Origin of the sequence: Streptomyces sp. NPDC088746, from assembly GCF_044751065.1 — a bacterium.
Classification (GTDB): domain Bacteria; phylum Actinomycetota; class Actinomycetes; order Streptomycetales; family Streptomycetaceae; genus Streptomyces.
The window spans coordinates 220,639-236,203 of record NZ_JBIVLA010000009.1 but is presented as its reverse complement, the minus strand read 5'-3'; the positions used below and the strand labels follow the sequence as shown (position 1 = coordinate 236,203).

Annotated in this window: 10 protein-coding genes; 9 read left to right on the top strand and 1 reads right to left on the bottom strand. The window is 67.6% G+C overall.

Translation table 11 applies throughout. The features are described from left to right. Positions 1–39: 39 nt before the first annotated feature. The 8 genes from ACIP63_RS32560 (at position 40) to ACIP63_RS32525 (ending at position 12,900) form a co-directional block, all read left to right on the top strand. Positions 40–1,809, top strand: a complete 1,770-nt coding sequence (locus ACIP63_RS32560; protein ID WP_401522981.1) for a hypothetical protein — start codon at positions 40–42, stop codon at positions 1,807–1,809. Positions 1,810–1,940: 131 nt separating this feature from the next. Next, positions 1,941–2,435 (top strand): ATP-binding protein, encoded by a 495-nt coding sequence (locus ACIP63_RS32555; protein ID WP_401522978.1) that lies wholly within the window; start codon positions 1,941–1,943, stop codon positions 2,433–2,435. Positions 2,436–2,482: 47 nt separating this feature from the next. Next, positions 2,483–2,974, top strand: a complete 492-nt coding sequence (locus tag ACIP63_RS32550) for an SseB family protein (protein WP_401522975.1) — start codon at positions 2,483–2,485, stop codon at positions 2,972–2,974. Further along, on the top strand, positions 2,971–3,618 hold the full coding sequence (locus ACIP63_RS32545) for a hypothetical protein (RefSeq protein WP_401522972.1): 648 nt from the start codon (positions 2,971–2,973) through the stop codon (positions 3,616–3,618). The genes ACIP63_RS32550 and ACIP63_RS32545 overlap by 4 nt, the downstream gene beginning before the upstream one ends. Beyond that, positions 3,618–8,243, top strand: a complete 4,626-nt coding sequence (locus ACIP63_RS32540; RefSeq protein ID WP_401522970.1) for a putative T7SS-secreted protein — start codon at positions 3,618–3,620, stop codon at positions 8,241–8,243. The genes ACIP63_RS32545 and ACIP63_RS32540 overlap by 1 nt, the downstream gene beginning before the upstream one ends. Before the next feature lie 10 nt (positions 8,244–8,253). Then, positions 8,254–8,889 (top strand): hypothetical protein, encoded by a 636-nt coding sequence (locus ACIP63_RS32535; RefSeq protein WP_401522967.1) that lies wholly within the window; start codon positions 8,254–8,256, stop codon positions 8,887–8,889. 208 nt (positions 8,890–9,097) lie between these two features. Continuing rightward, the gene (locus tag ACIP63_RS32530) at positions 9,098–10,687 is read left to right on the top strand and encodes a protein kinase (protein ID WP_401522964.1); all 1,590 of its coding nucleotides are present in this window, start codon (positions 9,098–9,100) and stop codon (positions 10,685–10,687) included. A gap of 47 nt (positions 10,688–10,734) precedes the next feature. Next, positions 10,735–12,900 carry a UvrD-helicase domain-containing protein gene (locus ACIP63_RS32525; protein WP_401522961.1) on the top strand — a complete coding sequence of 722 codons (2,166 nt, stop codon included), beginning with the start codon at positions 10,735–10,737 and terminating at the stop codon, positions 12,898–12,900. Between the two features lie 50 nt (positions 12,901–12,950). On the opposite strand, the gene ACIP63_RS32520 is transcribed toward ACIP63_RS32525, so the two are convergent. Next, complete coding sequence (locus ACIP63_RS32520; RefSeq protein ID WP_401522959.1) at positions 12,951–14,150, bottom strand: ROK family transcriptional regulator; 1,200 nt, start codon at positions 14,148–14,150, stop codon at positions 12,951–12,953. Positions 14,151–14,291: 141 nt separating this feature from the next. Here ACIP63_RS32520 and ACIP63_RS32515 point away from each other — a divergent pair, with 141 nt between their 5' ends. Further along, positions 14,292–15,521, top strand: a complete 1,230-nt coding sequence (locus tag ACIP63_RS32515; RefSeq protein WP_401522957.1) for an MFS transporter — start codon at positions 14,292–14,294, stop codon at positions 15,519–15,521. The last annotated feature ends 44 nt before the right edge of the window (positions 15,522–15,565 follow it).

The following is a 15,565-nucleotide window of genomic DNA, read 5'->3' as shown; positions in this document are numbered from 1 at the left end:
GACGTCTGGCCGTTGGGCGTCCCCGCAGGAGGAGATCGCATGCAGGACCCTTCGGACTCGACGGAAATACCCGAGCCTGAGGAGATCAGCCGGAGCGAGAACGCCGACTCACCTGCGATGGACGGACCGGCACCGGGCCCCGACGTCGACGTGACGCCCGCGTCGACGGTCATCGCTGAGGTCCTTCCGGGGGTGGCAGTCGTCTGTGGTGACATCCCGACGGAACTCAAGCCCGATCTGATCGACTTCGGAATCGTGCCTGCTGCCGACCGCAAGCAGATCTCCGCAGTCCTCGCCTCGCTCGGCAACGCGGCGACCGTGGCCGGGAACCTCGGAAACGCCTTCGCGAGCGTGCAAGGGCTCTACCGGATCGGCGACACGGCACAGGCCCTGTTGAAGAGCGGTGCAACGCTCGCCGTCAAGGACGGCGGGAACCTCGGAACGGTGATGGTTCCTGGTCACTTCCTGCATCAGGCCCGCTTCTACTCCGTGAATGCGGTGAGCAAGGCACAGACCGCTGCCTCGATCGGGCCGGCGCTGGCCATGATCGGTCTTCAGATGATGCTGAGCGAGGTCTCGGGCCTCGTCAGGACCAACCTCGCGGTGACGAGTCAGGTTCTCACCGCCATCCGCAAGGACCAGTGGGCCGAACTGACAGGCCTCGTCGCCGCCATCGATCGCGCGGTCGGCCAGGCGCGAGAGATCGAATCAGTCCCGACGTCCCTGTGGGACGACGTCGCGGGCAGTGGGGCGCTGCTGCAGAAGCAGCTTGAGCTCTACCGAGGAAACGTCGGCGACCACGTCAAGCAGATGGACCGGGCCGGCACACGCAGCCACCACGAGTACCTGCAGACGAACGCCGAGGCGATCGCCTTCGACGCCTATGCCCTCCTGTCCGCCCTCAAGGCATGGACCGGATATCACGCGCTGCGGGCGGCTAGGTCGCGAGTCGCCGGACTCGAAGACACGGCCGAGGCTCAGTACGCCGAGGTCATCGCGCGCGACACCCGAGCGGAGTTCGACTCGTCCCTCACCGAGTCGACGAGCCTCGTCGCCTCCCTGGCGCGGGAACTGCACATCATCGCCGAGCTCCCCGGACGCGACACCCTGCCGCTGCCCGGGAAGCGTAAGGACTCGAAGGCAGCCCGGCAGACCGCTGCCCGCCTTCTGGAGGCGATCGAGCCTCTCGCCGACGCTCTCCGTCCGCCGCCCCCTCCGCTCGTCGCTCCGGGCCTCGTCTGCGCACCCGAATCGCTGGTTCTCGATCCGCACCTCCGCATCCTGCGATGGCTCCTCGATGACGGTGAGGTCCTTCGCGTCCTCGGCTTCGCCGATCAGCTCGATGCCCTCGGCCCCGTGTCTGCGATCTTCAGCGGGGCCAAGGAGAAGCTCGCAGCAGCAAGGGACAAGGCTGCTGCCAGCACACTGGTCGCCATCACGAATGACCGCATCATCACAGCCAAGGCCGGCGCGTTCCTCGAACAAGCTGAGATCCGTGCGGACATTCCGATCGACCAGGTGCGATACGTCCGTGCAGCGGCCACCCAGGACAAGAGCACGCGTCTGACTGTCGACCTCATCACCCGCGACGAGAACATCCGTTGGCTCTTCCACGCTGACACGGACAGCGCACGAGTGGACGAGCTCGCCGCCGTACTCGCAGAGTCGATGGCGATCCCGGACTCGGAACGCGACGCACTGCAACAGCGGCGCCCCACGGCCATCGAGGCGGACGGGACGAACGAAAGCACTGATGCGAGCTCCGCGGAACCGGCCAGATCCGAGGCCGCGACCTCCAGCGCAGAGTAACCTCCGGACCTGTTGGCCTCGGGGCCGCACCTGCCCCTCCTGCGTACAGGCTGTTCCAGCTCACGTACATCCAGGGCGTGACAGTACGTAACCTCTAGTGACGTGCAGTCATGGCTTGACAGTGTGGGGGAATGACCGACAAGCAGCCGCTCCTCCCCCTACGACCGATGCGCGCCCCGCGCACCCGGTTCCCCTGGCACCACTTCACGATGCGTTTCAGCTCCACGCCGCGGGGAGCCCGGCTCGCCCGGCGCCTGGCCGGCGAGCGCCTCGACGCCTGGGGCGTCCCGTACGGGACAGACGCGCACGATGCGTTGCTGCTCACCGTCGCCGAGCTCAGCAGCAACGCCGTACGCCACGGACACGTATCCGGACGCGACTTCCGGCTCCGCCTGTCCGCCGAGGGCACGGCCATCCGCGTCGAGGTCACCGACACCCGGGGCGAGCGCCTTCCCACCCCCGCGAACCCGCTCTCATTCGATCAGGAGGGCGGCCGTGGCCTTCTGCTGGTCGCCGCCCTGGCCGACCGCTGGGGCTGGTATCCCTGCGCTGACGGTCCAGGCAAGACGGTATGGGCGGTCCTGGAAGTTGCCCCGTGCCCCAGGCAGCAGAATTCAGGCCAGTAGGCGATTTACGTTGCACTCGAAAATCTGTGCGTGTGATGATCCCATGCATGACCACGGGTGGGGACGGGATACCGGAGCAGCAGCGCAGGCGATCAAGGCTGGCGGACTTGGATGATCTTTCGGGGCCGCCTCCCGAGCGGGCACCCGCTGCGACGTCGGTGGAGGCCGAACAGGAGCAGTTGCGTACGGCCCGCCGTGAGTTTGCTGTGTTGCTGGGTGAGTTCCGGCGTACGGCGGTGCTGGTGCCTCTGGACGAGGCCGGTGACCTGTGGTCGGCGGAGCAGAACGGTGTGCGCTGGATCTGCGCCTTCTCGGACGAGGAGGCACTGGCCCGGTTCGCGCTGGCCCGTGGGGATACCGGGCAGGAGTGGACGTACCAGGCCGTTCTGGGTGCGCGGCTGCTGGATGTGATGGTGCCGTTGCTGCCGGGGCCGGCGGGAGTGGCACTGGATGCGGGTAGCACGGACGGCATGTTGTTCCCGCCGGTGGCGGGCATCGTGCCGGACGCGGTTGCGGTTGATCTCGGGGGGATGCAGTGAGCGGGGAGAACGCGGATCTTCAGGTGCCGCCGGAGGCCTTGGCGGAGATCGCGAAGGGGATCAACCTGGCGCATGCGGAGCTGAAGGAGCTCGGCATGATCGGGGAAGCGTCGACGGGCCGGGGGTTCTCGGATCTGGCGTTGTCGGGGCTGGAGTTGGGGCATGGCGGGCTGACGTCGGAGTTCGAGACGTTCTGCAACCGCTGGGAGTGGGGCGTGCGGGCTCTGACGCAGAAGGGGAACGGTTTCGCCCTGGGGGTGGGGCTGTCGGCGGGTTCGTATGCGGAGCAGGAACAGTACGTCAAGGACTCGATCAAGATCGGTGTGAACTCCTTGAACGGGAATCCGCATGCGTCCGAGGACGAGGTCAAGGCGATGAGCTGGGACACGATCAGCACCCAGTCCGCGTACGACAACCCGGACTGGAGCTGGGAGTCGATGAGCCAGGCCCAGGGCGAGGTGAACCAGACCTGGAAGAACACCGCGTACGACGTGGAAGACGCCGCGCTCGACTCGATGGAGCGCAACGGGCTGATGGACCCGGAGGTGCGGGCGGCTGCGGACGAGCGGCTACGTGACCAGTTGGATCCATCGCAGGAGACGATCGATCAGGCTGAGCAGCCGCGGTGGGGGGAGAGTCGCTGATGCCGGACTGGGGGAAGTGGGGCGACGCCCTGTACGACGGGGCGGGCAACCTGGTCGACAAGGGCAAGGAGATCGTCGGCACCGGGATCGACAAGGGCACCGATGTGCTCGGCTCGGGTCTGGAGAAGGTTGGTGCCGATGAGTGGGCCGACAACGTCGAGGACTGGGGCGATGAGACCGCCTCCTCGCTGGGTGCGAACGTCGGGGAGCAGCAGCTCGGTCAGACCGAGGAAGCGGATGAGCTGATCCACGGAAGGCCGGAGAAGATCAGCGCGGCGGTGAAGAACCTCCGCGACTTCCAGAAGGCGTTCGATCTCGTCGGCGGCGGGATGAAGAAGCTCGACTCCGGTCATTGGAAGGGCGAGGCTGCCGACGCCTTCCGCGCCAAGTTCCAGACACTGCCCACCGACTGGCTGGCGGCGGCAGATGCGTTCGAGGACGCGGCCAAGGCGTTGGAGACGTACGCAGGGACAGTCACCAGCGCGCAGGCCAAGGCAGGTGAGGCGATCGCCCTCTACAAGGAGGGCAAGCAGGACTACGAAACGGCCGCAGCTGCCTTCAAGGAGAAGGCGGAGGCGTACAACGCGGTCCGCAACACTGACCACCCGCTCCCGCACCCAGGAAAGTTCTCCGATCCGGGCGCGGCCAAACGCCAGCACGCGCAGGAGATCCTTCAGCGCGCTCGCCGGGCACGTAACGACGCGGCCGAAACGGCCAAGGGCGCGATCACGGCCGCGATGGCACACGCTCCGAAGGAGCCCACCGGCCTGGACCGGGCCAAGCAGGAGCTCATCGACTACGGCGTCGGCCAAGGCATCGAGCTGGCCCATGTCGGTGGCGGTGTCATCAAGGCCTCCGCGGGGCTGGTGAATTTCGTCCGCTCGGTCAACCCGACCGACCCGTACAACCTGACGCACCCGGCCGAGTACTACAAGGGCGTCAACATGACACTCGCCGGCCTCGTCTCCACCGCCGCCAACCCCGACCGCGCCCTGAAGAACGCCTGGGACGCGGCCAAGGGAGACCCCTCCGAATTCATCGGCCGACTCCTCCCCGAACTCATCGGCACCAAGGGCGGCGGCCTCATCAAAGGCCTTGCCCGCCATGGGGTGAAGGATGGGGTGGAAAGCGCTGCCCGCAAGGGTGTCGAGGATCCGGCGAAGACCTCGAAGCCTGACAAGGGAGTGGAGAAGGACCCCACGGATCCGGTTGACCTGGCCACTGGAACGATGTACCTGCCGCAGACCGACATCGCCCTGCCGGGGACGCTCCCGTTGATCTTCCGCCGACGAGTCGCCTCCAACTACCGCGCGGGACGCTGGTTCGGTCCCTCATGGTCCTCCACAGCCGACCAGCGACTCGAGATCGACTCCCAGGGCATCGTCTTCGTATGCGAGGACGGCCTGCTGCTCTCCTACCCGCACCCCGCGCCAGGGGTGCCGGTCATGCCGAGTCACGGCGTGCGCTGGCCCCTCAACGTGGACACCACAGGTCACTACACCATCACCGATCGCGACAGCGGCCGCACATGGCACTTCGGCCCGCGCTCCGGAGACCTCGCGCTGTTGGTGCAGATCGACGATCGCAACGGCAACTGGATCCAGTTCGAGTACGACGACGAGACGGGAGCGCCGTCCGGGATCATCCACGGTGCCGGCTATCACCTGAAGCTCACCACGAGCAAAGGCCGGATCACCGCACTCCACCTCGCAGGTGCCGCCCCGGACGGTTCCGACCAGGAGATCCTGCGCTACCGCTACAGCGACGGGCATCTTACCGAGGTCATCAACTCGTCCGGGCTACCGCTACGGTTCTCCTACGACAACCGTGGTCGAGTCGCTTCCTGGACCGACACCAATGACAGTCGGTACGAGTACGCCTACGACGACCAGGACCGCTGCATCGCCGAAGGCGGAGCCGCTGGTCACGTGGCCCTCCGCCTGGACTACGACGGCACGGATTCCGAGAGCGGGATGCGCGTCACGACCGTTACCAGCAGCACCGGAGCCGTCCACCGATACGTAGTCAACGACTACTACCAGGTGGTCGCCGAGATCGACCCACTGGGTGCGACCACACGCTTCGAACGCGACCGCTACAACCGCCTGCTGTCCCGCACGGATCCGCTCGGCCGCACCAACCGATTCGAGTACGACGAGTCAGGGCAGCTGACCGCCGCAGTGCGCCCGGATGGCCGGGGTACCTCCGCTCAGTACAACGACCTTCGGCTGCCGGTCCGCGTCACCAACCCGGACCGGACCACAGTCCGCCAGGAGTGGGACGAGCGCGGCAACCGGCTCACCGTCACCGAACCGTCCGGCGCCATGACCCGAACCACATACAACGAGGCCGGCCACGCGACCTCTGTGACGGACGCGCTCGGCAACACGACACACATCCGCAGCAACGCGGCCGGCCTGCCGCTCGAGGTGATCGACCCGCTCGGTGCCACGACCCGCATCACCCGCGACGCCTTCGGCCGCCCTGCTACGCTCACCGATCCCCTCGGTGCGATCACTCGCTTCGAATGGACCGTCGAGGGCAAACTCTCGCGGCGCATCAATGCGGACGGCACCACCCAGTCCTGGACGTACGACGGCGAGGGTAACTGCCTCACCCACACCGATGCCATGGGCTCCATCTCCGGCTTCGAGTACACACACTTCGACCTCATGGCCGCCCGTACCGGTCCAGACGGCGTGCGCTACGAGTTCGCCTACGACCCCGAGCTCCGCCTCACACAGGTCCGCAACCCTCAAGGGATGGCCTGGAACTACGTCTACGATGCCGCCGCGCACCTCGTCTCCGAAACGGACTTCGACAACCGCACCTTGGCCTACAGCCGGGACGTGGCAGGCAACCTCACCGCGCGCACCAACTCCCTCGGTCAGACGATCCGCTATGAGCGGGACGAACTGGACAGGATCGTCACCAAGAACGTCGCGGGAGCCATCACAACCTTCGAGTACGACATTTTCGACCAGCTTGGCGAGGCAACCGGTCCGGACACGAGTCTCGTCTTCCTCCGCGACCGGTACGGCCGTCTCACATCAGAGACCACCAACGGCCGGACCATTTCGTACGAGTACGACGCTCTCGGACGACGCACCAGCCGGAGAACGCCGAGCGGCGTGACCAGCGTATGGACCTACGACGCCGCGGGCCGACGCAGCTCGCTCACCACCTCGGGCCGGACCCTCGCCTTCGAACACGACGCAGCAGGCCAAGAAACCGCCCGCCACTTCGGCACCCTCACCCTGGCCAACCAGTACGACTCCTCGGGTCGCCTCACAAGCCAGCACATCACCGGCAGGGACAACGGAACCATCCAGCGCCGTGACTATCGCTATCGCGCCGATGGCCACCTCACGTGCCTCACCGACCACCTCTCGGGCGAGAAGGCCTTCGATCTCGACATAACCGGCCGGGTCACCGCGGTTCACGCTGCGAACTGGACGGAGCGCTACGCCTACGACGAAGCAGGCAATCAGACAGAGGCCTCTTGGCCTGCATCCCACCCGGGACATAAGGCCGTCGGCTCTCGCTCGTACTCCGGCACGAACATCACCCGCGCCGGCACCACCCGCTACGAACACGACGCCCTTGGCCGCATTATCCTTCGCCAGAGGTCCCGCGGCTCCCGCAAACCGGACACCTGGCGATATCAATGGGATGCGGAAGACCGAATGTGCTCGGTGACTACACCCGAGGGTGCGGTCTGGAAGTACCAGTACGATTCGCTCGGACGCCGCAGTGCCAAACATCGAGTCGCAGGCGACGGGCTCACCCTTCTGGAGCAGACCAGATTCGTATGGGATGGCGGCACCCTCTGCGAGCAGGAGACTCAGAGCGTAGAACTGCCGAATCCTGTCGTTCTGACCTGGGAACACAAAGGGCTGCGCCCACTGACGCAGATGGAGCGCGTCCTGGATGGCAGCTCCGACCGAAAAACCATTGATGAACGATTCTTCGCAGTTGTCACGGACAGCGTCGGGTCAGTAGTCAATCTCGCCAGCGAACGTGAAACTCTCGAATGGACGACGCGAAGCACACTCTGGGGCGAAACGGGATGGCACAGCAAGAGTAAGGCATACACGCCCCTCCGGTTTCCGGGGCAGCAGTTCGACCCGGAAACCGGATTTCACTACAACGTACACCGGTACTACGATCCCGAAGTAGCACGCTACGCCACCCCGGACCCCCTGGGTCTCAGCCCTGCCCCGAATCCGAATACTTACGTATCGAATCCCAATCGAGAGATCGATCCATTCGGACTGTCACCCTATAAGGTTCTCTACCATGGGACGCACGAATGGAAGGGCGAAACTTTCTCACTCGATTCCGATATCAACGTAACACGCGAGTACACCCCGAAGTCAGGGATTTACTTGACGGATGATTTCAATCGCGCTGCGACCCAGTACGCCGGTCCAGGAGGGACGATTGTGCGAGTAGAGGTACCGGTCGACAGGGCCGCATCCTGGCTGAGACTCCACGAGGGGCCTGCGGGCAACTTGCCTGAGTATTTTGTCAATTCGCTTGACGATGTGGCGTTGCTCAACAAGCATCTAACCTCCCTGCCCCAGCGAGATGCAATTGTCCAGCACTTCATGGGTAATTTCTAGGAGATGGCAAATGAATAACGTTTCAGAAGCATCGGAAACATCACTGGCTCGTGAAATCTTCGGCCCTTTGGGAGGAATCGTTGAAATTGGAGCAGTAGCTGAATCCGACGAGAGTGTGCCACTCAATCGCGTCTCGGTCGGAGACTTCGTCAATCGAAACCACAACGATTTGCACCGGATTCTGCAAATCACGCAGACGGTCGGAAGTTTCCACGAATCAACGATGGCACTCGTGGATGACTTGGGCTGGCACGCCGATCACGAAGTCACTGCACCGTCTCTGCTCCTGTGGTCCGGAGGAATTGAGAAATACTCGCCGGACATTGAGGCCCCTGAGGCTGTGCATCGAATGCTGGGCGCGGGCGGCGACGTACAATTGGTTGGTTTCATGCATGCATTGGTCGGCGCAGCCGTAGCCAGGAACCAGCCCGCAGTGCCAACGTCCGAACTTATTGTTGAAGCCATTCAGAAGGCCTGCGCTGTGGCCGGTATTCATGAATCCGGCGCGGATCGCACAACATTTCGCATGTGGCGCGTCGCGCATCTCCCAGCTGTTCTGATGCCGAGTTCCAACTCTTCAGAAGCTGTCAAAACTGGTTACAGGTCATTCGCGCATGCCATCGAGCGCATCGTGTCGTCGCACTGAGTACGAACACAGCACCCCGGCCGGGCACAAGGATCAAGCTGCGCAGGACCAACCGCTCCTGCTCCCGGTGACCGAAAAGTGACGCCACCTCACTCACTCCCACGACTTCGCTGGACTGGAGATCGCCGCCCGGAGAGACTTGCCCCACTACGCCGGGTCAGCGCGCCACCACGCGCCGGCCATCAGCACACGCACACACGGGGGCAAGGTGCCGGACCAGCCGATCGCCGGGCGGTACGAGCTCCTGGAGGAGCTCAACAGCGGCGGCATGGGTGACGTGTGGCGTGGTTACGACGCCGTGCTGGACCGACCGGTCGCCGTGAAGGTGGTCCGGCGGCAGGCCGTTGCCGGCTCACCGCAGCTGGCCGAGGAGTTCGCCAAGCGGTTCAAGCGTGAGGCCCGCATCACCGCGCGGATCCAGCACCCCGGCGTGCCGCAGGTGTTCGATGCGGTACTCGATGACGCGTACGAGCGGCTGTTCCTCGTCATGGAGCTGGTCGACGGCGTCCCCCTGTCCGCGTACATCCACCCGGATCATCCGCTGCCCGTCAGCTGGGCCGTCGCCGTCGCCGCGCAGGTCGCCACCGTGCTGTCGCACGCCCACGACGTGCCCGTGATCCACCGCGACCTCAAGCCGAGCAACATCCTGGTCGCGCAGGACGGAACGGTGAAGGTCCTCGACTTCGGGATCGCGGCCATCCTGCGCACGGACGTCACCAAGCTGACCGCGACCGGCAGCCCCATCGGGACGTACCAGTACATGGCGCCGGAGCAGGTCCGCGGTGGGCGGACCAGTCCGCAGACCGACCTGTACGCACTCGGCTGCGTACTGCACGAACTGCTCAGCGGGCGGGGCCTGTTCACCGCCGACAGTGAGTATCTGGTGATGTACCAGCACGTGAACGCCGCGCCGACCCCGCTGCGCATGCTGCGGCCGGACGTCCCGGCGCCCCTGGAAGAGCTCGTCCTGCACCTGTTGCTCAAGGCGCCCGAGGCCCGGCCCGTCGACGTACAGGAGGTGTACGAGCGGCTCCGGCCCTTCCTGCCGTCGCCCGGTGAGGGGCCTGCGCCCGGTGAGGCGGGTCCTCAGGGGGCACCCGATCCGACGGGCGTCTTCCGTCAGCCTTACGCGCCGCGCGCCCGCGCCGGTGCGGGCAGGGCCGTACCCACCACGGTCGATCCGAAGGCCGCTCCCCCCGCTCCCGTGGTTGTGCCGGAGCAGCTGCGGGAGGAGATCGCGGAGGCGTACGTGCACTCCGACGCGCTGTTGGACGAGGAGCGGTTCGCCCAGGCCGCCGAGGTGCTGAGCGAGGTCATCGAGCCGGCCGCGCGTGCCCTCGGTGCCGAGAGCGGGAAGGTTTTGGAGCTCCGCACTCAACGCGCCGCGATTCAGCTGCTCGGCGGGGACTATCGGGCAGCCCTGCCCGAGTTCGACGCCTTGGCCGACGCGTATGCGCGTACCGGTGGCCTCAACAGTACGAGGGCCCGTGAGTGCCGGGCCCAGGCCGCCCGGTGCCGCGCCGAACTGGGCCAGGCCACCGACGCGCTGGCGGCGTTGCGGGCGGTCCTGGACGTCGTCCGGTCGGTGGACGGAGACGTGAGCGAGGAGGCGGTCGAGCTGCGCCGGGACATCGGCATGCTCTTGCTGGCCCGGGGGGAGGCATCCGAGGCACATGTGATCCTCGCTCCCCTCCACGAAGACCTGTGCCTGGTCTATGGTCCGGCGGACGACCTGTCGGAGGAGGTCGCCGAGGCACTTGCCCTGATCGAGCTCGATCTCGACGGACCTGCCGCCTGACCCGCCCTCCTCCTCCGACGTCAACCGCTCCCCCGGAGAGTCCGCTCATGCCCCACCTCGCCTTCGACATCGACTTCTGCGCACAGCTCAGCAAGCTCCAGGGAAGCGTCAAACAGGGAGTGTTCGACGCCTGGGAGAAGTTCGAACGGCTCACTCTGGACCAGCTGTTCAAGGACCAGGGACTGAAGCTGGAGACGCTCAAGCGGGCCCGCGATCCGCACATCAGGACCATCCGCATCGACCAGGGCACACGCGGTGTCGTGCTCGCACCGGACAGCGGGGACACCTACGTCCTACTGCGGGTGATGCCGCACGACAAGGCGATCGCCTGGGCGATCAAGCAGAAGGCCAGCATCAACACGGTCACCCGGTCCGTCGAGATCCGGGACATCGCGATGCTCGACGAACTGACCCCGGCGTACGAACGCATCGCTCCGGCTCCCCATCAGCGCCTGTTCGCGCACGTGTCCGATGGGGACATGACCGCGCTCGGCATCGACGACACCACCCTGCGTCAGGCCCGTGCGCTCACCGACGGGGAGCAATTGGAGATCTTCGCCCCGTACTTCCCGCAGGACCAGCGAGAGGTCCTGGAATACCTGGCGGCGGGCTTCAGCGTGGAGGAGGTGTGGCGCGACGTGGTGTCCGTCAGCATGTCCACCGTGTCCGCCGGTGACCCACCCGTGGACACCGAGGACTTCGCAACAGCCATTCGGCGCACCCGGACCCGCATCGCTCTCGTCACTGCCTCAGAGGAACTCCGCGACATCCTCGCCAAGCCGTTCGCCGCCTGGCGGGTCTTCCTTCACCCGTCACAGCACAAGGTCGCCTATCGGCCGTCGTACTCGGGCCCCGCCCAGGTCACCGGCGGCCCGGGCACCGGCAAGACGGTTGTCGCCCTGCACCGGGTACGCCACCTGCTGGGGTATCTGCGCGACGGGGACCGGATTCTGCTCACGACGTACACCAACACGCTCGTCGCCGCGCTGCGCACCGGACTTGCGGCACTGGTCGAGGACGAGGTGCTGCGTGACCGCGTCGACATCATGACCGTCGACGCGTTCGCGGGGAGGGTCGTGTCGACGTCACGGCGGCCGTTGCGGGGCGGTGAGGAGGAAGCGCGGTGGGAGCAGGCGGCACAGGCCACCGGTTTCACCGGCACCGCGCAGTTCCTCGCCCAGGAGTACAAGCACGTGGTTCTCGCGCAGAACCTGCGGAACCTGGAGGAGTACGAGGGCTGCGAACGGCGGGGACGGGGCAGCGCTCTGCCCACGTCCTCCCGTGAGCTCGTCTGGCGCACGATCGAGGAGTTCAGCGAACGGCTCACCACGGACGGGCTACGCACCTACCTGGGCACGTGCGCGGAGGCCGCTGATTTGCTGGAGAGCGCCGGCCCCCGCTTCCGGCACGTGGTCGTCGACGAGGCACAGGACCTGCACCCCGCCCAGTGGCGGCTGCTACGCGCTGCGGCTCCGGCCCGGCCGGACGACCTTTTCATCGCGGGCGACCCTCACCAGCGCATCTACGACACGAAGGTGTCCCTGAAGGCGGTCGGCGTCCGGGTCTCCGGGCGTTCCACCAAGATGCGCAAGAACTACCGGTCCACCCACGAGATCCTCAGCTGGTCGACCGCTCTCCTCGTCGGCCGCCCCTTCGAGCAGCTCGCGGACGACGCCCGCAACGAGACGCTGCTCGGTTATCGGTCGGCCCTGCACGGCACTGGACCCGAAGTGTTCGGTGGGAGCTCGGAATCCGCCGAACTCGCCGCCCTCGTCACACGGGTACGCGCGTGGCTCGACAACGGGATCGAGCCGGGTGAAATCGGGATCGGCTCCCGGTTCAACAAGAGTTGCGACAAGGCGGTCGAACGGCTCACCGCAGCAGGAATCCGCGCGGCACGCCTGCGGGGCGATGCCGTCTCCGACCCGGCCGCCGTCCAGGTCGGCACCATGCACGCGTTCAAGGGCCTGGAGTTCCGGTGTGTTGCCGTCGTAGGCGTGAGCAGCGGCGCCCTGCCGTATCCGAAAGCCGTAACCTCGGCAGACGTCGACCGGCTTCAGCATGAGGCCGACCTCTTGGCTGAGCGCTGTCTGCTGTTCGTCGCCTGCACCCGCGCGCGAGACAGTCTGTACGTGTCATGGTGGGGCGAACCCAGCCAGTTCCTGGTGGAGACGGGGGCCGTGGGCCACAATGATGTCCCGCACCGGAGCTGAGAAGCCGCCCCGGGCCTGACCAGGACATGTCCCGCACGCGGCCCGCCCTCTCACCCTCCCGGGCTGAAGAGCGCCTCCTGCGCCGCGTCCCGCGCCGCGAACAGCGCTCCGCGCAGCACCGCGCCGCCACCCAGTGTCCCGGCCCTGACCTCCGTCCGCAGCGGTGACATCCGGGCCAGTCGCTCCTCCACCCGCGCGGCGAGCGCGTCTCCTCCGGCGCGGCCGACCTCGCCGGCCAGGACGAGGCAGCCGGGGTCGAGGACGGAGACGACGGAGGCGGCTCCGAGCGCGAGGCGGTCCGCGAGCGCCGCCAGGAAGGCCTCGCTGTTCCCGTCGCCCGCACGCAGCGCGGCCCGGACGGCGGACGCGGCGGCGGGGTCCTGCTCCTGCGCCCCGTCCGGGGCGGGACCCGACGTCCTGATGCCGTGGTCCGCGGCCAGGCGGCAGACGGCGGCGGAGCCCACGAGGGAGTGAAAGCCTCCCTCGCAGTTGACCGCGGAGGGGACACCGGAGGTGCCGGGCACCGGCAGGAACCCGATCTCCCCCGCTCCGCCCGAGGCGCCGCGGCGCAGCTTCCCGTCGAGCATCACTGCGGCGCCGATGCCGCTGCCGAGCCAGAGCAGCACGAAGGTGTCGCGGTCCTGGGCGGCCCCGATGCGGTGTTCCGCGACGGCGGCGAGATTGGTCTCGTTCTCCACGAGGACGGTGGCGGAGAGCCGCTGCTGGAGCTCTCTGACCAGGCCGCCGTGCCACGCGGGGAGCCCGGCGGTGTTCCTGAGCTCGCCGGTGACCGGGTCGATCAGGCCCGGGGCGCCGATGCCGACGCTGTGCAGCGGGGCCGTGCCCGCGCTGCGTGCGGTGCGCTCCAGCATCGCCACGGCGCGTTCGACGGCGGGCCGTGTCCCGGTGTCGCCGCCGATCGGCAGCGTGGCCTCGGCGAGCGTGACGCCGAGCAGGTCCGCGACGGCCACGGCGACGCTGTCCGTACGCACGTCGAGGGCGGCCAGGTGCGCGCGGTCGGCGACGATCCCGTACAGCCGGGCGTTGGGCCCCCGGCGGTCCGCTCCGCTCTCCCCGACGACCCGGACCAGGCCGGCGTCCTGGAGCCGGTCCACCAGATCGGCGACGGTGGGACGGGACAGGCCGGTCAGGGTCTTCAGCTGAGTGGCCGTCAGCGGGCCGTCCTGCTGGAGGAGTCGCAGGGCGAGCCGATCGTTGATGACCCGGGCGGTGCTCGGGGATGCGGGCATGCCGGGATCCTTCCAGATCACTGAGAGACCGACGCCGTGGGGTTATTTATCAGGCAGGGTTCCTGATAGTTTACGCTGCGCACCGCGACGCGGGCGTCGGGGCACCGGCGGGCCGTAATTTCACAGGGGAGGGCACGGCGTATGACAGAGGATCAAGCGGTCCCGGTCTTCGGCAGGGAGCAGATAAGGCGGGCCAGATACGCGGTCGGCGCGGTCTTCGCCGTGCACGGGGCGGTGACCGGAAGCTTCGCGACGCGGGTCCCGTGGATCCAGGACCATGCCTCGGTGAGTGCGGGCCAGCTCGGTCTGGCACTCGCCTTCCCGGCCATCGGAGCCTCGCTGGCCATGCCACTGGCCGGCAGCGTCAGTCACCGCTTCGGGGCGCGGACGGCTCTGCGCGGTCTGCTGGCGCTCTGGACGCTGGCGCTGATCCTGCCCGCCCTGGCCCCGAATCTGCTGACGCTCTGCCTCGCGCTGTTCGTCTACGGGGCGACCGCGGGGATGTCGGACGTCGCGATGAACGCGCTGGGCGTCGAGGTGGAGGACCGGCTCGACAGGTCGATCATGTCCGGGCTGCACGGCATGTGGAGCGTGGGCGCCCTGGTCGGTTCGGCGGCGGGCACGGTCGCGGCGCACATCGGGGCCGACGCCCGGCTGCACCACACCCTGGCCGCGCTGGTGCTGACGGCGCTCGGTCTGGCCGCCTGCCAGGGGGTCCTGGACCTACGCAGCCCGCCCGACGAGGAGCCGCCGCCGCGCTTCACCCTGCCGCCGAAGTCGGCGCTGGTCATCGGGGCGGTGGGCTTCTGCGCGGTGTTCGCCGAGGGGGCCAGCATGGACTGGTCGGCGGTCTACCTCCGGGACATCATGGGCAGCTCCGCCGGGCTCGCCGCGGCGTCGACCACGGCCTTCGCCCTCATGATGGCCATCGCCCGGATCGCCGGCGACAGGGTCGTCGACCGTTTCGGTGCGGTGCGGACCGTACGGGTCGGAGGCGCGCTGGCCACGGTCGGCGGACTGCTCGTGGTCCTGGCGCCCGGTGCCGCCCTGGCGCTCACCGGCTTCGGGCTGCTGGGTCTCGGCGTGGCGGTCGTCGTTCCGCTGGCCTTCGCCGCGGCCGGGCGCAGCGGCACGAACCCGAGCCGGGCCATCGCGGGCGTCGCCACCATCACGTACACCTCCGGGCTCATCGCCCCGTCCGCGATCGGCTCGCTGGCCGAGGCGACCTCGCTGCTCGTGTCGTTCGGCCTGGTGACGGTGCTGGCGTTCGGCCTGGTGCTGGGGGCCGGGGTGCTGCGGGCGGGCGACCGCAAGGTCGCGGAGGGCGGCGTCCCGCGGCCTGCGCCGGACAGGAGCCCGGCGAGCGGCTGACGGCCCGGGCGGCGCGCGGGCGAGCGGAACGACAGGTTCCGCCG